The organism is Nodularia chucula CCY0103 (assembly GCF_963923915.1).
Taxonomy (GTDB): domain Bacteria; phylum Cyanobacteriota; class Cyanobacteriia; order Cyanobacteriales; family Nostocaceae; genus Nodularia; species Nodularia chucula.
In genome coordinates this window covers 1-17,239 of the sequence record NZ_CAWUOL010000044.1, presented here as the reverse complement: position 1 = coordinate 17,239, position 17,239 = coordinate 1, and the positions used below count along the sequence as shown (strand labels likewise).

Genomic DNA, 17,239 nt, shown 5'->3' with positions numbered 1-17,239 from the left:
TTTTTTAAACGCAGAGGTACACTGAGGTAAGCGCAAAGGTACGCAGAGTTTTTGTTTGAGTTTAGAATTGGTGTGATTGGGTTAATTCTCTGTGGAATTTTTGGGGTTGTTTAACAGGGATACTAATACGCCTCCGGAAAGAATACCGCCACCCAACAAAAAACCCAATGGCACTGCGTTGATCACAATCCACCCGTAGGCTCGTTTCACAAATGGTCGCAGTAGCCACCATTGGATGATTCCCACTATCAGTCCTCCGAACAATATGGAAAATCCTAAAGCTTCATTGGGATCATTACCCTTAATCAGGACTAGCGCATAAGGCATAAAAGTACCTAAAGTAGTTCCCAGCAGCCACCACTTTTTAGAGATCGGGATGTGTCGTCGCAGCACTAATAATTGCATGGAACCGATTATTAAGCCCCACAAGCCTATCGCAGCTATACTAGGCATTTCACCAGAAATTACACCCAATTCGCCCAAGATAGAATCAGCGATCGCAGCTACAATAAGTCCCCCAATTGAACCCAGACCATTTGCTAACACCCATTGGAAATACAAACCTATCCCTACTTTTGGACTTTCGGTAGAGACAGCAGCGGGTGCTGACTTTTGGGGAATCTCTTGACGATATTGGGCGAGAACCTTGGGCGGTGGCGAATACAGGGGAGGATGAGAATTAATTAGTTCTCTGGGATCGGTTGATGGTTGTGTGGGTGCGTAAGCATTCCCCAACTGTTGCACTGCGGCTAAAGCGTCCACCGCCGACTTATAGCGTTGGCGAAAGTCGTAGCGTATCATCTTGTCTAAAATATCTGCTAGGGGTGGGCTGACTTGTACTAATTCCCGCCACTTAATTTCCGCCGTTTGTTCATCTTCTTCTAGTTCCTGGGGCATTAATCCTGTTAAACTTTGAATACCAATTATCCCCACCCCGTAGATATCGCTGCTTAACTTGGGAATACCCCGACTTTGTTCGCTGGGCATATAGCCAGGCGTGCCAATACCTACGGTCATTTTAGTCACACCCTTTGCAGTTACTACCTGTGTACGAATTTCTTTAACCGCCCCAAAATCAATGAGTACAATTTTGCCGTCACTATTGCGGCGAATCAGGTTTGGTGGTTTGATATCCCGGTGAATGACTTGATTTTGATGGACAAAGGCTAAAGGTTGCAGAATATTCTGTAATAAGGCAATGGTATAGGCTTCACTCAGCCGTTTTCCTGGGGTGAGTTCATCACTCAGAGGATGACCATCAATGAATTGTTGTACAAGAAAAAATTCCTTGTTTTCTTCAAAATGCGCCAATAGTTGGGGTATTTGGTCGTTAGTACCTAACTTGTGCAATAGCTGTGCTTCTGATTCAAATAACCGCCTCGCAACCTGTAATGTCATGGGATCAGTTGCTACCGGTTTGAGTTGCTTGACTACACAAAGATTTTGGTACAGCTTAGTGTCTTCAGCAATATAGGTTCGGCCAAAACCACCAGCACCCAAAACTTTAGTGATTTGATAGCGTCCGTCTAGTAACTGACCTAACATAAAGGCGATCGCATCTTGAAGAATGTCTGTATTTTACCCTGAGTCTTAGAAATTACATTTTCATTTGAGCATCGTTTCGTTTCTTACGTTTAGAGAATATAAAAGAAATTAGGGCGTAGCTAAAAACTACTTTACTCGGACTCGTTTCGTTTATTGCGTTTAGAGAATATAAAAGATATACTTTTATATATAATTACAGTAATGACAAAAAATGAAGACCATCATATCTGGGCAAAATTTGCCTGTAGAGTCAGTGATGGCTCAGGAACAGGAAAAGCAATCCATTAAGCACCTTGAATCTATCCTTCAGCTTGAAGGCTCCCAGGCGAAATTAGTCGGAGCAGACGGTAAAGAAATTCACATTCCTGAATCAGTTTATCAAGTGTTACATCAGGCTGTTCATGCACTAGCATCAGGTAAAGTAATATCTGTAGTCATTCAGGATAGGGAACTGACGACTCAAAAAGCAGCAGACCTTCTGAAAGTTTCACGCCCCTATCTCATTAAGTTATTAGACCAGGGCGAAATTCCTTGCATTAAAGTAGGAACACATCGTCGTGTTCTTTTTAATGATTTGATGAAATATAAAGAACAGCGCGATACTCAGCGTCGGGAAGGACTTAAGCAATTCACTCACTTTTTGCAAGCTGAGGGGTTCTATGATGATAAGAGTAGCGAATTAGATCAGTAAAATGCTACTCTCTGTTATTTTAGATTCCTGTGTCATCTACCCTATGCCTTTGTGTGATACTTTGATGCTTGCTGCTGAGGCAGAATTATACAAACTTCATTTTTCACAAGAAATTTTGGATGGCGCTACTCGTAACCTTGTTAAGAAGGGGAGGATGACCAATGACAAAGCATCATACTTTCAAGAACAAATCAAGACCAATTTTCCTGATGGGATGGTAGAAGTACCAGAGTTTCTTTTCTCATTGCAGCGATGACAAATGATCCAGGCGATCGCCATGTTGTCGCTGCTGCTATAGTTGCTAAAGCAGAAGTTATTGTTACTGCTAACCTGAAAGACTTTCCTGTAGAAGCTTTAGCTGATTATGGGATTGAGGCTTGGCATCCAGACGATTTTTTGGTTTACCTTGATGAACAAAATCCAGGAACCATGATTCAAGTTATTTTGCAGCAGTCTCAGGACTTGAAACCTCCAGTGACTATTGTTGACTCCCTTGACAAGTTAGAAAAAAATAATAGAGTACCAAAATTTGCTCGTAGTATCCGTTGCCAGTTTTATGCTGATGAAATTGTACAAATTGCCAAAAAAGCCTTGGATAAATTAGGTATACCAGCACCAGAGGGTTGTAGATACTTTGAGGGTAAACGGTATCGACTCTTGCAGCAAGGGGAAATTTTAACAATTACGGCTAAAGACAACCGGGGTGAAATTGTTAGGTTTGAGAATGGAGGAATTGGAGGATATATTTCATCCGCAGATGTTGAGGCGCTCCAAATGTTTGAACAAAGCTTAGAACAAGAATTAGAACAAGCGAATATACAGAAATCTCAAACCTCCTGACCTAACGTGACCCGCTAAATGCTACATCTAAGAAAGATGAGCGGGGAAAAACCAAAGTGAAAGCACAGGTATTTAGAGGCGTTAATCAACTTTCTTACGAAGAGATCCCAGTCCCGACGCTGGAAGCAGATGAAGTGCTAGTACAGGTGGGAGTTGTGGGATTATGTCAGTCAGATATTAAAAAAATTCGTTATCCCCTGTATGAACCACCAAGGATATTTGGCCATGAAACTGCGGGTACGATCGCAGCCATAGGTTCTGAAGTAAAATCTTGGCAGGTGGGACAACGGGTGGCGGTGATGCACCACATTCCTTGTATGCGTTGCGCCTACTGCATGAATGATAATTTCTCTATGTGCGATGTCTATAAAAATATCTCCACCACAGCCGGATTTAACGCTAGTGGTGGCGGTTTTGCTGAGTATGTTAAGGTTCCCGGACATATTGTGCAGAATGGCGGGTTAATTCCTATTCCCGACCACATTAGCTTTGAAGAGGCGAGTTTTGTTGAACCAACTAACTGCTGTCTCAAAGCTGTGAAAAAAGCCCAAATTGCCCCCGGACAAACTGTTTTGGTGACTGGCGCGGGACCAATTGGGTTAATGTTTGTGATGTTGGTAAAGTATTTTGGGGCGAAAGCGATCGCCACTGATCTGCTACCATCAAGAATTGAAAAAGCCTTGGATATCGGTGCAGATGCGGCTTTTGATGCTCGTGATCCTGATTTACCTGCCAAAATTCACGCCTTGACTGGGGGAATGGGTGTTGATGTCACTCTGCTGGCTGTTCCCAGTGACAAAGCTTTCTTTCAAGCCCTGGAATGTACCCGCAAAGGTGGTAAAATTTTATTTTTCGCAGAATTTCCGGATGAAGTCGAAATTCCCCTTAACCCGAATATTCTTTACCGTCGGGAAATTGATTTAATGGGTAGTTATAGTTCTTCCTATCGGCTACAAAATCTCTCGGCAGATATTGTATTTAATCGCCGGATCGATGTTCAAGCCTTGATTAGTGATCGCTATCCATTACAAAACTTATCAGCAGCTGTAGCCCAAGCGATCGCACCAAATCCCGCCACATATAAAATTTTAATTTATCCGTAATCCGGGCAAACAAAATAACAGTAGAAAATATTTATAGCGCTTCTCCATATTTTGCGATAAGCCCTTGCTTTTGATTCATCTGAGAATCGCGCTATTTTCTTTCCATCTACCCCTCACCCTAAATGTCCATTACCTTAATTCTCATCGCCCTCCTAGCCTTCTACGTCGCCTGCAATCTCGGTGCGAACGATGTCGCCAATTCAATGGGAACTTCCGTAGGTTCTAAAGCTATCACTCTCAAACAGGCGATCATTATTGCGGGGATTTTAGAGTTTACGGGCGCTGTATTATTTGGGGAAGAAGTATCCCAAACCTTAGCCACTAAAATTGCTAATCCCATGTTATTCGCTGCTACACCACAAATTTACTTAATTGGTATGGTGACAGTGTTAATTACTTGTGGGTTATGGTTGCAAATTGCCAGCTCACGGGGTTTACCTGTAGCATCTTCTCATGCAGTGGTAGGTGCGATCGCGGGATTTAGTTGGGTAGCAGTGGGAATAGATGCAATTAATTGGTCAACAATTGGCTTAATCACCATTGGTTGGGTTGTTACACCGATGATTAGTAGTGCGATCGCCGCCTTATTCTATAGTCAAATCAAACACTGGATTTTAGATCACCCAAATCAAATAGCACAGCTACACCAATGGATTCCCTGGCTCAGTGTCATTCTGCTCGGAATATTTGGTGTCATTGTCCTACCCTCCTTAACCCAACCCCTAACCAACTACTTAAATCAGCAAATTGGTTTAAATTTACCTAACTACGACATTCCCTTATTCACAGGTGCAATTGCAGCCATAGCACTCACAATCAATAGTTGGCAACAGTTGGAACAAGTGGAGGAGACAGCAGACAAAGAGCAAATACAAATCACTCCCCACTCCCCACTCCCCACTCCCACAGAAAGCCTATTCGCTCGGTTTCAACTTCTGAGTGCCTGCTTTGTCGCCTTTGCTCATGGTTCTAACGACGTTGGTAATGCGATCGCGCCTTTAGCTGCAATCATTTATATTCATCGCACCAGTAGCGTACCTATCAATGGCGTAACAATCCCCCTCTGGATCTTAATCCTTGGTGGTGCAGGAATTGTCACTGGTTTAGCAATCTGGGGTAAAAACGTCATTACCACCATTGGCGAAAACATCATCTCCTTACAACCTAGTAGTGGATTTTGTGCCGAACTTGCAACCGCCACCACCATCCTCATGGCCTCTCGCTTAAGTTTACCCGTCTCCACCTCTCATGCTCTCGTTGGTGGTGTTATAGGTATTGGACTCGTGCAGAACATCAAATCAATCAAATTTTCCACCATACAAGGTATTGCTTTAGCCTGGCTAATTACACTTCCCGCCAGTGCAATCTTCAGCGCTGCTATTTTTAGCACTGCTAGAATTTTCTTCCTTTAAAATTTATTCCTAATAGCATTTCTTGATAAAATTGCCCTAAATTTCTTTCCTTCTTTGTTTACTTTTTGGTATGCGCTGCGCGCACCCTATGCGTTAAGCGGAAGCTATGCCGAAGGCTATAGGTTTCTCCTAATATTTCAGCCCCTCCTTACACAGAATTGCTATAAGCATCAAACACATAATTTCTTCCCCACACCCTCTGTCTATTCAAAGCAGACTCCTACAACAGCAAAAACCAAGACTGTTTCTGCACAATAGTAGTTAATTCATTAAAATAGTTGACAGGGGATAATCGCAGTTTAAAATTTTGCGAAAAACCGGATTAATATTTATTAAAGAATGCAAACTGTCATAAAAGCTACATTCTGCCAAAATTGGCTGTCAAATCCATAAATTTAATACTTTTATTCTTGTCATACAGTTACTCATAAGCTTTTTCTCAATACTGTTCCTACTAAAAAACAGTAATTATATTGGAAATGATGTTCTTTTTTGAGCAAATCTTACTAGATAACCCTTAATCTAAATAAGTCTAATTAAAGACATTTCTGTAATGCTGAAGATAACACAGTATATTATGACTGTTATGCAAATAAATTAGATACTTTGCCAACCTTGTACTCAGCATGACAAAATTACATTCATGTCCGCAATTCCTGCCAAAAATTTCAGATAATCTGACAAAATACAGAAAATCAGTATGAGTGCCAAGCAAGTTTACGGAAAGCAGCTTTATCTTCAAGGTGTTAGAGGTTAGAAGCTAATGGGGCGATTTGAGAAGCGACCAGAAAACCCGCGAGTCAGAGGCGAGCTATCCAGAGCAGCAGAAACAGCTTTATGGGCTGTAGTGGAGGATTTAGAAAATCTCCAGCAAAATGTCCTCAGATCGTTACAGGAAGAAATTAAACGGCTCCAAGCCGATAAAACTCGTTTGTCTGACGAAATCCAACAATTACTAGAGGAAAAAGAACACTTACAACAGGTACGACAAATCACCGAACAGCAAGTTTTGATTCGTCAGTTATCAGAAGCCTTAGCAAAGCATATATCTTCCCAACTACAATCATCACTGACCAGTTTAGTCAGCAAATCAGTAGCAAGTAATTCCCAGCCAACATCTACTATTCAGTCAGCAGGGGACAACAATCAGCAGGCTGAACAAATGCTTGCGACTTTGGATGATACCCTGACCATTACCTTTAATTCGTTACAACAGGAACTGAAAAATTATCAAAATAATCTTTCCCAACAGTTGTCGCGGATGCAAAGTCAACAGCAGCAGGGGGAAGCAATTGTTGAAGAGTTTATTAATCATCTGCGTGGTGAACTAGTAAAAACTACACAAGAAATTTCACTAGAAACAGTCAAACCATCATCGCCTACTATTTTGCACTTGGAGGAAGAACAACCGCCTCGTTCCTCTCAAACACATTTACAGTCAGAAGTAATTAATAACGCCACCGAAACAAGTTCTACAACAGATGAGGAGTTATATCAATTTAATAATACTCCTGATCCTACATTCCCATTAGAACCGGAAAAAAATCCACCCCCAGATAATGAGCCAATGTCGTTCATTAGCAGGAATTTGTCTGGCGGTGAAACCTCATCTCCTTCGGAATTACCCCCAGATAATGAGCCGATGTCGTTCATTAGCAGGAATTTCTCTGGTGGTGAAACCCCCTCTCCTTCGGAATTACCCCCAGATAATGAGCCAATGTCGTTCATTAGCAGGAATTTCTCTGGCGGTGAAACCCCCTCTCCTTCGGAACTACCCCCAGATAATGAGCCAATTTCCGTTATTAGCCCCGAATCCTTTGAACCCAAAGCTCAACCCGTAAATTATCAGCCACCAAAGCAGTCAAAAGCAAAACTGACATCATCACAGGTAACTACCTCTCAAGGGTTTTCCCCTGTTCAAATCGGTTTTTTACTGATTGTGTTATCAACGGTGGTTTCATCCCTCTATAACATTGCCATCAAAGGGATGTTTTTTCAGGGTTATGACAATTTTGGCGTTTTAGAGATTCAGGGAATTATTTCCCCAACCTTGGGAAATGTTCTCTTAATTTTAATGCTGCGGTTAATGGTAGTTGTGCCACTCATGTTACTTTTGGCTCCCATGATGCATCCTCAAGTATGGCAAGATATGCAAAATATTTGGGGATCATTACGTGGTAATTCTAGTCCCAATCGGAGAGTGCAAAAACAAGGTATTTTACAACTGTTGATCGCCAGTGGTAGCTGTTTGTTTTTATCTCAGGTGCTGATTTACCTAGCCATTGGTCAGATAGAAACGGGAATGGCGATCGCTTTGTTCTTTATCTATCCCATGATCACCGGTCTGCTTTCATGGTTCTTCTTTCGTCATCGTCCTAGTGGATTTCACTCGGCGGCGATCACCGCTATTTTCTGCGGTCAACTATTGGTTTTAGGCGGTTCTGCAAGCATCGGTATGGCTAACTTCACCCTGGGAAGCAGCACCGCCATCTTCGCCGGGGTAGCTTTCGCCTGCTACGTCATTTTGACCCGCATCTCTGCTGCTCAACTACATCCGGTATCTTGTACCTTAATTCACTTCAGCACCATGCTGGTATTGAGTTTTATCTGTTTAATGCTCCCCTTACCCAGCAATTTAACTGTAGCTGTTCAGCCTGCCAATTTCCTGGAACTGATTTTGAGTGCCTTTATTTTAGGTGTTCTCACACTATTAGGCTATGTACTAAACAATATTGGTTTTCGCAAATTAGGTGCATTACGGTCAGCAATCATCGGCGCAGGTGTTCCTATCTTAACCGTAATTTTTGCTGGCTTGATACTTCAGGAAACCTTAGCCGCAGTGCAAATTATGGGAGTATTGTTCATCACTTTTGGCGTAGCAGCTTACAGCTTCGAGAAAAAGCGAACTCAGCCTCAACCTTCTAGTTCTAAACAGTGAATAACCACAGTTAAATTTGGGGTGGGAGAGCGAGAAGACAATTCATTCCCAGGACTATAGTCTTTTGACTTGCAGTTTTAGCCCTATCTAGCCTAACCGGGAATTATTAAGTAAATATACTAATTGACAGTATAGCCATCAGCGACCAAACTTAAAGCTATAGTAGATACCCCTGCACACAAGATTTATTTGCTATCCCCTCACGACCAAAACACTAATTCACTCACAACTGATACTCTTGAGTGAAACATCAGAGAATCTTGATAAATAGTTGCATATTTAGCATTTGCATGATAGATATAAGACTATCGGCAATAGTATACTTTATACAAAATTAATAAAAAAACGGACAGAAATAGAATATCATGTTGTAAGAAAATAAAAAGTGATTTGAATCTGGAATCATCTACCTGATTTAAAGTGGGTGATTGTTCCTCCAGTCAACTGCCGAATACTACCAACCAATTACCGGAAGTTGTAAGCAGGATATTGTATTACAAACTAAGGCTCAACCTGCCAATGTTTCTTAGGTTAGTAGCTTAACTACTCCTAGATAACTCCCAACTACTGCCGGAAATCTGAACACAACCAACAGTTCTGCAAAGCCTAATAAAAAGTAATTATTCTGAAAAGATATACTTCTTGTGAAAGCCAAAAGTCAGTTATTGTATTCAGACCTCGCCGCTCAAAAGTAATAATCATGTCAAACTCTCGATCACCTCGGAGTTAAAACATGAGATATAACGTTGGGATTGAAGAAAATGGCGCTAATTGGGTGTATACTACTTATTTCTGTGTGACTAATAAATCTGTAAACGTGCTATTCAACTGTCTGTAATATGAGTAACGACATAGATCTGATCAAGCGTCTTAGCCCCAGTGCAATGGATCAGATCATGCTTTATCTGGCTTTTAGTGCCATGCGGACGAGTGGGCATAGGCATGGAGCATTCTTAGATGCAGCAGCAACCGCCGCTAAGTGTGCGATTTACATGACCTATCTAGAGCAAGGGCAAAATCTGCGGATGACCGGTCACTTGCATCACCTAGAGCCAAAACGAGTAAAAATCATCGTAGAGGAAGTTAGGCAGGCATTGACCGAAGGTAAATTGTTGAAGATGCTAGGTTCTCAAGAACCCCGTTATCTGATTCAGTTACCTTACGTCTGGATGGAAAAATTCCCTTGGCAACCAGGAAGATCCCGTGTTCCTGGAACAAGTCTCACCAGTGAAGAAAAAAGACAAATCGAGCAAAAGCTACCCAGCAATCTGCCAGATGCTCAATTGACCACATCTTTTGAGTTTCTAGATTTGATTGAATTTCTGCACAAGCGATCGCAAGAAGTCTTGCCACCAGAGCATCAAATGCCTTTGAGCGAAGCCTTAGCAGAACATATCAAGCGTCGGCTACTGTACTCAGGTACAGTCACCCGCATTGATTCTCCTTGGGGAATGCCCTTTTACGCTCTTACCCGTCCCTTTTATGCACCAGCAGACGATCAAGAGCGGACTTACATCATGGTAGAAGATACCGCCAGGTACTTCCGGATGATGAAAGATTGGGCAGAACGGCGACCAAATACCATGCGAGCCTTAGAAGAACTTGATATCCCCGCAGAAAAATGGGAGCAAGCGATGGCAGAACTAGACGAAATCATTCGCAGTTGGGCAGATAGATATCATCAAAGCGGTGGTATTCCCATGATTTTGCAAATGGTTTTCGGTAGAAAAGAAGACTGATAGTTAAGGTGTTATACCATTAACACCTTGTACTAATAAAGCAAATTCTCATCAGATAGGGGGGACAAATACAGAAAACAAACAACAAGTTCTCTGGATGTGTAAATCGAAAAAATTCCTTGTGGCGAATCCCTGAAAAATCTGAGCTTTTGCTGTTGACGACCGCCTCAAGATACTGGGCGATATACCCAAATATAAAATTTCATATTTGGTGAATGGAACACCAAAAGATAAAAAACCAAATCCGGTCAATCTCCTGCTGAAAAAACAAGAGGTTTGACTTCCATCACTTACCTAAGACAGTGGCATTTGTATTTTGCCCTTAGTTCAGCATCAATAGGATTCTCGTAATAAACCTCAATCAAAGATAAAAAATAGCACTACGAATACAGTTTAGTACAACAACAGATCATGAAACCCTTGCAATTAAGGAGTTTCAATGCTTCTCCCTGCTCCCTGCTGTATATAATCTTCTGCCTAATATCAGCGTTTTTGGCACACAAAAAAATAGGTGGACTGTAAGCCCAGCCTAGAGAAAAATAGAAAACTTGATATTTTATTGATTTCCTGAATGCCCTGGAATTGGAGTTACTTCAAAAGACGGACTAAATGGGGTAAAGACGTTATCTTGTGGTGCAGATGCAGGTGAAAAACCACTAGCATGGTCACTAGCAGCCAGACAAGTATTCATTGCTTGGGTAGGTGCAATATTAATCTCACTACCTAAACCCACCACACACTCAGCGAAACGCTCAGGTAATAAACTAGTGCTACAGGACTGTAAAACACTTGTCTGATCTGCCCCTTGAATATTTCTGGTGATCCCAACCACACAGGTAGATAAATCTTGAGGTCTACGGGCTTTCTCACAAAAAGAGAGAGCATTCGCGCCACTAATTTCCGTTTGCTGATTAATTCTCACCACGCAAGTAGACAACTCTCGCGGACGCAATGCTTTTGCACATCCTTGTGATATGGCTTGTTCAGTTATGCCCAAATTCAAGAGTTGAGCTATACAAAAACGATAATCATTAGCGTAAGAGGCAGTCACAGCCATACTTGGAACCATCATCGCCAACCATCCAGCCACAACCAAAACTGGCGTTGTCAGCCCCATAGTTTTATACTTATTAACGATTTCGACAGATGAACTGCCTTGTTGGTTTCCCGCTTGACTCAAATTTTTTTTGCTCATCGCCTTTCTCTAAACACCCAAGGGTATGCTAACTCAAATGTACGGCAAATCTTCTAAAAACTAGGAAATTTTGCTCGATCTCACAGAAACCTCATCTTTGACCTTGCTGATTATAAACTTGATAGGTGATATTTTGATCACAGACAATATGTTTATCATGGTTCCGGGAATAGTCATAAATCTGATTTTCTATTGAGAACCTGATGAGTGGCTTGATGCAGCCAGAGAAAATCCTAATTTATCAGCAGATGTAGAGGCGCAACAAATGAAATTTGGCATTGATATCGGTCATAATGCTCATCCAGACATAGGTGCTGTAGGCATCAAATTTGAGGATGCTTTAAATACAGATGTAGGGAACAGAGTCATCTCCAAGTTACGCGCTTTAGGGCATGAAGTTATACCATGTAAACCAGATAGAGCGACTTCTGTAACTAATTCACTATTTCAAAGAATCAATACGGCGAATACTAACAGAGTTGAGGTTTTTGTCTCCATTCATTTTAATGCTTTTAATGGTCAGGCTAATGGTACAGAAGTATTTGCAGCCAGTGATGCGGGGAGAAGAATTGCTCAACCAGTGTTAAATGAAATTGTCAGCTTAGGATTTTTTAATCGTGGAGTGAAAAGTGGTTCCCATTTATATGTGCTGAGAAATACGAGAATGCCTGCTATCCTTGTGGAATGCTGCTTTGTTGATTCCCCAAGGGATATGAATATCTATGAACCGGAAGCAACTGCTAATGCCATCGTTAAAGGCTTGACGGGTCAAGTTCCCACCACTCCTGTTAATCCCGTCCCGGACGAAGAGTTGAATACAGATACCACAGTCATCAGACTGCAAAGAGCCTTAAATCAATTAAAAATCAACGATAGTAATCGCAGGACTTTAGTAGAAGATAACCTCATAGGCCCCGCCACCAGGTCTGCAACAGTAAATTTTCAGAATATTGTGGGACTAGCACCCAGTGGAATTGCAGATACAAATACCTGGGATGCCATTAATCTGATTTTAGCTAAACGCATAGTCAGACCTAACCATGCTGGCGGCACAGTTGTCAGATACATACAGTACCGTGTAGGTGCTGGTGTTGATGGTATCTATGGTCCTATGACGGGAGTAGCTATCAGGACATATCAAAGGGCTAATGGTTTACTTGCTGATGGTATTGTCGGTCCCATGACTTGGCAGAGATTAATTGGTTAGTTGAACTAGTCACTTAACGGCTGACAGCCCCTAACTTTTCTCGGGGCTAGCCGTTGATATATGTCATTGATACTCTTACCATCACAGCAGTAGGGTTGATGGGAAATTCTTGCTTAATTGAAGATTCTTGCTTAATTAAGATAAAAGCAAGTGCATTAGGTATAGTAAAAGTCAAAAGTGAAATACTCGCGGTGAATTGGTGGGGTACCGGTCAATATATGCGTGTTATTGGAGAAAATGGAGAAATTATAAATTTGCAAGGAGAAATCCTGACAAATCCTAGTTCTCAGGGCTATCGTAAATGTGTTGTCGATGATCTTTATATCTATCTTTTAGAAACACTATCTCCAGTATCTTATAGTCTTGAAACTGCGACGCTTTAACCTAGATCCTATAGACATAATTCATCTGTTATTAGCCTTGATGGTCATACAATGGCTGTGGATAATCTTAATAAAACGGTTACAGTTTATAATCTTTTGACAGGAAAAATCATCCAAACTTTATCTGATTCAAAACGAATTAGTTCTATTGCTATTAGTAAAGATGGTAAATTTTTGGCATCTGGTCATTGGGATAAAACTATTACAATTTGGGATATTGAAAGTGGAGTCATATTAGGTAAATTGGGTGGTTTTCTTTCACGTAATGGACATGAAACAGAAGTTACTGCTTTAAGTTTTAGTTATGATGGGCAACTTATTGCTAGTGCTAGTAGTGATGGAATAATGAAAATTTGGAATTTGAGGACAGGAGAACTTATTGAAACTGTATCTGCACATTTGGGAACCATAAAATCATTGATTTTTACCCCAGATGATCAAAGTATTATTAGTGCTAGCAGTGATCATACAATTAAAGTTTGGGAATAAAAAAAATCAATTGCGACCCTAATTGAGTAGGGGACTTTAGTCCCCAATATAAACTGTTGATTATGGGTAATTTAGCAGACATTATATGTCTAGGGGTAACAGATTTTTAAGTCTTTTTAATCAAACTGGGATTGTCTTCTTTGGCTCTAAGTTGCTGTATCCTTGATTTAATCGGCATTTGAGGCTAGTTATTCGCACTATGAAAATGCAAATGTTGTTTAGCCTGGGCTATTGTATTTCTTTGTTAGCCACTGTTACATGGCCAGCTAGCGCTCTACCTATTCTGCTTCAGTCTACTAGCAAACTTCTACCCGCAGCAGTTAGTGAAGAGATCACAATTCCTCAAGATACAGCAATTATTGTCTCGTTTCCCACATCAGTGACTGTTGATGTAGGGCAAGATCATGAATATCCTCTGACGCTGCCGTTAAATCAGGCGATCGCAGATGATCAAGGTAATACTATAGTACCTAAAAATACCCCCATAACTATTACGCTCAAACCTACCAATGGAGGTGTAAAAATTGTCGCTCAATCTTTGGTAGTTGATGGCCGAATTGTTCCTATTAAAGCATCAAGTCAGATAATCCCCGGCACTACTATTACTTATAAACGAGCTAATGATAAAGCGATGGAAAATAGTGCAATGTGGAGTCAAATTGCTGGGGATACTCTGGGTTTTTTCAGCCAAGGTAATCCACAACAGTTTGACCGGGGTGCAATGCTGGGAAGTATTGTGGGATTCCTGACTGGCTTAAGTTCGGCAGAAAATATCCGTGTTGTGCAGATTCCTCAAAGTACGATTTATGTATTATCCCTTGATGCTCCCATCAGTCTGTCTCCTGAGCGTTCAGCGTTGGAGTAGGGTTGAGTATTATTAAATGAATTTTGTGTCGGTGTTCAGTTTGAAAATATCGTTCTTGCAAAGGTTGCCATTGCTGCCACAATTGATAACGATTTTCCTTTAATAAGGCGGCAATGTGAGGTAAATTAATCTCAATTTCTGACTTGAAGACATCCGTCAGCCATTCACCCATGACAACGCTATCTTGCATACTTCCTAAAATGTCTTGAATGTTTTTCACTTCGGCAACATAGGCAGCGTAAGAGTCACCATATAAGTTACTAAATAACTCCATTTGATAACGGACACGTTTGGCTTGTTTCCTTAAATCATGAATGTTTTCCCCTTGAGTTATTAATTCTGTTTCTAGGTTTTCTGGTTGCCAGTTTGTGCAAATTTTGATCTCTGAATCTTTAATATCAGTGCCTACTAGCCAGCCAGTATGAAGCAAAAAACTACTGATTTCAGGTAACAGTAAATCTGGGAGGACTTGTTGAATGGGTAGAGATGCTAAAGGCTGATAACTGGGTTGCTCTAACCAATCTGTTAATGCTTGTTTGAGAGATTTGTAAGTTTCACTTTGTAATGTTTTCTGGGTATGGGATAACTCCTTTTTACGTTGTTTATTTAAAGCAGTGAATGCTGTTTGCAGCAGTTTTTGTTCTTTTGGTGGTAAATGTGGTTGATAATCGGTTTCTAAAGTTTCTTTGAGTACATCTATATCTCTGAGTTTGCCAAGATGACGAGCGATTTTACCAATTTTTTGCTCGCTGGCTGACTGGGGTAAATTCAGCAATAAATCAAATCTACTAATGGCTGTGCGTAGGCGACGCATCCCGACACGCATTTGATGCAATGCTTCTGGGTGTTCATCTTTCTTTACTGCTTTCTCCCACTTTAAAGTTTTGTGGAGGTGTTGTTCAATTGCGTGGTATGCGTATTCCTGGAGACTTTTTACTGTGGGTTTTATTGCCAATGTCATAGCTGAAAACCAAATATGTAGTCATCGAATTTATACTAGCATTAGCGCTCAAGAATATTTATTCTCCAGATAAATAAAGGGTATGACTCCTCATGGCAAAAATGTTATGCTATGTTATGTAGATGCACCCTGATAATCTGGAGAGCAACAAAATTGGCTCTCCCGATTTTTTATTGGGCTAATATTTCCCAGTTGTGAATAAGTGAAAACAAACCACTAACTAATGAGTGAAGACTTGGTATAATCCCCAGTCAAGCAGCTAACAGTTGTGGGGAGAAGAATAATGGCAGATTGGCAAGAAATTAGTGGTGGTGTGACAGCGCCCAAGGGCTATCGAGCGGCGGGAATTACGGCGGGGCTAAAGCCTTCGGGATTGCCTGATTTAGCTTTGATCTGCTCAGATGTAGAGGCGATCGCAGCTGGTGTATTTACCACTAGTCAAGTTAGAGCCGCCTGTGTAGATTATTGTCGTCAACGGTTACAAGCCAAACACAGCGCCCGTGCAATTCTCTGTAATGCTGGTCAAGCCAACGCCTCTACAGGGATACAAGGTTTACGGGATACTGAAGAAAGCGCCGAAATCCTAGCGAGGGAGTTGCAAATTTCCCCGGAATCGATTTTGCTAGCTTCTACTGGCGTAATTGGTCAAAGGATGAGGATGGATGCCTTACGCAGTGGGATTCCCCAGGTAGTAGCAGCACTGTCTGACACGGGTTCAGATGCAGCAGCCGGGGCAATTATTACTACAGATTTAGTCACAAAATCCATTGCTTTAGAAACAACTATAGGCGATCGCCCCGTTAGAATTGGTGGTATTTCTAAAGGTTCGGGGATGATTCATCCCAACATGGCCACGATGTTGGCATTTGTGACTTGTGATGCAGCCGTTTCATCTCATCTATGGCAACAAATGTTAAGTAGGGCGGCTGATCAAAGTTTTAATGCTATTACCGTAGATGGTGATACCAGTACTAACGATAGCTTAATTGCACTGGCTAATGGTCAATCTCGCACCCCAGCAATTACCGAAATGGGTGCAGAAGCCGAGAAATTAGAAGCGATGTTAACAGCAGTATGTCAGCATTTAGCAAAAGCGATCGCTCGTGATGGCGAAGGTGCAACCTGCTTAATTGAAGTGCAAGTCACTGGCGCGTATGACCAACTTTCCGCCCGTCAAATCGCTAAAACAGTTGCTGGGTCATCTCTAGTTAAATCTGCAATTTTTGGCCGTGACCCTAACTGGGGACGTATCGCCGCCGCCGCCGGACGTGCTGGTGTAAATTTTGAACAAGACAACCTGCAAATAAAATTAGGGGATTTCTTATTATTAGAAAATGGTCAACCAGTACCATTCGACCGTGCAGCAGCGAGTGCATATTTAAAACAAACTGCGGCTGATTCTTCTGTAGTTGCTAATGGGATGACAAAAGGTCAACGAGTCGATAATCCCGTGATTATTGCCGTTAACGTTGGTAATGGTCATGGTACAGGTAAAGCTTGGGGTTGTGATTTAAGTTATGACTACGTGAAAATTAACGCGGAATATACTACTTGAACTACCTCACCGTGCCTTAGTCTGAGGGTGTGGCTTCCCTACTCACAGGCAAATACCTCAAGAGTGGTGAAGCAGTTAATTGCGTTTTGAGTAATAAATTATACTAATTATGAGAGCGATCGCCTATGGTAATGCAAGGTTAGAATCACGAATTTTACGGATTAAAGGATTTCACAGATTTTGGTTATCTTAGAGGATGTTTGAAAAGTCTTATTGTTGGTATCAAAACATTCTAAATCCCCCTAATTCCCCCTTTTTAAGCCAGGGTTAGCGCGTCTCAAACCCTATTGACAGTGGGATTCTAGGAGAGGATTGA

15 protein-coding genes are annotated in these 17,239 nt (G+C 41.4%); 12 read left to right on the top strand and 3 right to left on the bottom strand.

Annotated elements, in window-relative coordinates; translation table 11 throughout:
- Nucleotides 1-81: 81 nt before the first annotated feature.
- On the bottom strand, nucleotides 82-1,545 hold the full coding sequence (locus ACM0OP_RS13580; protein ID WP_414528948.1) for a protein kinase domain-containing protein: 1,464 nt from the start codon (nucleotides 1,543-1,545) through the stop codon (nucleotides 82-84).
- 211 nt (nucleotides 1,546-1,756) lie between these two features.
- Between ACM0OP_RS13580 and ACM0OP_RS13575 the strand changes: the two genes are divergently transcribed.
- The 7 genes from ACM0OP_RS13575 (at nucleotide 1,757) to hetR (ending at nucleotide 10,268) form a co-directional block, all read left to right on the top strand.
- Nucleotides 1,757-2,236, top strand: coding sequence for a helix-turn-helix domain-containing protein (locus ACM0OP_RS13575; RefSeq protein ID WP_414528947.1), 480 nt, complete (start codon nucleotides 1,757-1,759; stop codon nucleotides 2,234-2,236).
- Nucleotide 2,237: 1 nt separating this feature from the next.
- Complete coding sequence (locus tag ACM0OP_RS13570) at nucleotides 2,238-2,492, top strand: hypothetical protein (RefSeq protein WP_414528946.1); 255 nt, start codon at nucleotides 2,238-2,240, stop codon at nucleotides 2,490-2,492.
- Nucleotides 2,489-3,076 (top strand): hypothetical protein, encoded by a 588-nt coding sequence (locus tag ACM0OP_RS13565; RefSeq protein WP_414528945.1) that lies wholly within the window; start codon nucleotides 2,489-2,491, stop codon nucleotides 3,074-3,076. The genes ACM0OP_RS13570 and ACM0OP_RS13565 overlap by 4 nt, the downstream gene beginning before the upstream one ends.
- A 56-nt stretch (nucleotides 3,077-3,132) precedes the next feature.
- Nucleotides 3,133-4,179, top strand: coding sequence for a zinc-dependent dehydrogenase (locus tag ACM0OP_RS13560; RefSeq protein ID WP_414528944.1), 1,047 nt, complete (start codon nucleotides 3,133-3,135; stop codon nucleotides 4,177-4,179).
- Between the two features lie 122 nt (nucleotides 4,180-4,301).
- Complete coding sequence (locus ACM0OP_RS13555) at nucleotides 4,302-5,591, top strand: inorganic phosphate transporter (RefSeq protein ID WP_414528943.1); 1,290 nt, start codon at nucleotides 4,302-4,304, stop codon at nucleotides 5,589-5,591.
- 763 nt (nucleotides 5,592-6,354) lie between these two features.
- Entirely contained in the window at nucleotides 6,355-8,529 is a 2,175-nt protein-coding gene (locus ACM0OP_RS13550; protein WP_414528942.1) for an EamA family transporter, read from the top strand.
- A gap of 839 nt (nucleotides 8,530-9,368) precedes the next feature.
- Entirely contained in the window at nucleotides 9,369-10,268 is a 900-nt protein-coding gene (gene hetR, locus ACM0OP_RS13545; protein WP_414528941.1) for a heterocyst differentiation master regulator HetR, read from the top strand.
- A 556-nt stretch (nucleotides 10,269-10,824) separates the two neighbouring features.
- On the opposite strand, the gene ACM0OP_RS13540 is transcribed toward hetR, so the two are convergent.
- Nucleotides 10,825-11,463, bottom strand: a complete 639-nt coding sequence (locus ACM0OP_RS13540; RefSeq protein ID WP_414528939.1) for a hypothetical protein — start codon at nucleotides 11,461-11,463, stop codon at nucleotides 10,825-10,827.
- 265 nt (nucleotides 11,464-11,728) lie between these two features.
- Here ACM0OP_RS13540 and ACM0OP_RS13535 point away from each other — a divergent pair, with 265 nt between their 5' ends.
- The 4 genes from ACM0OP_RS13535 (at nucleotide 11,729) to ACM0OP_RS13520 (ending at nucleotide 14,407) form a co-directional block, all read left to right on the top strand.
- Nucleotides 11,729-12,670: an N-acetylmuramoyl-L-alanine amidase gene (locus ACM0OP_RS13535; protein WP_414528938.1), complete on the top strand. Its 942-nt coding sequence runs from the start codon at nucleotides 11,729-11,731 to the stop codon at nucleotides 12,668-12,670.
- A 53-nt stretch (nucleotides 12,671-12,723) separates the two neighbouring features.
- Nucleotides 12,724-13,053, top strand: a complete 330-nt coding sequence (locus ACM0OP_RS13530; protein ID WP_414528937.1) for a hypothetical protein — start codon at nucleotides 12,724-12,726, stop codon at nucleotides 13,051-13,053.
- A 51-nt stretch (nucleotides 13,054-13,104) separates the two neighbouring features.
- A complete protein-coding gene (locus ACM0OP_RS13525) occupies nucleotides 13,105-13,542 on the top strand; it encodes a WD40 repeat domain-containing protein (RefSeq protein ID WP_414528936.1) in 438 nt (145 codons plus the stop codon).
- A gap of 199 nt (nucleotides 13,543-13,741) precedes the next feature.
- The gene (locus tag ACM0OP_RS13520) at nucleotides 13,742-14,407 is read left to right on the top strand and encodes a hypothetical protein (RefSeq protein WP_414528935.1); all 666 of its coding nucleotides are present in this window, start codon (nucleotides 13,742-13,744) and stop codon (nucleotides 14,405-14,407) included.
- On the opposite strand, the gene ACM0OP_RS13515 is transcribed toward ACM0OP_RS13520, so the two are convergent.
- Nucleotides 14,373-15,368, bottom strand: coding sequence for a CHAD domain-containing protein (locus ACM0OP_RS13515; protein WP_414528934.1), 996 nt, complete (start codon nucleotides 15,366-15,368; stop codon nucleotides 14,373-14,375). The genes ACM0OP_RS13520 and ACM0OP_RS13515 overlap by 35 nt on opposite strands.
- A gap of 283 nt (nucleotides 15,369-15,651) precedes the next feature.
- Here ACM0OP_RS13515 and argJ point away from each other — a divergent pair, with 283 nt between their 5' ends.
- The gene (argJ, locus tag ACM0OP_RS13510; protein ID WP_414528933.1) at nucleotides 15,652-16,923 is read left to right on the top strand and encodes a bifunctional ornithine acetyltransferase/N-acetylglutamate synthase; all 1,272 of its coding nucleotides are present in this window, start codon (nucleotides 15,652-15,654) and stop codon (nucleotides 16,921-16,923) included.
- Nucleotides 16,924-17,239: the final 316 nt, after the last annotated feature.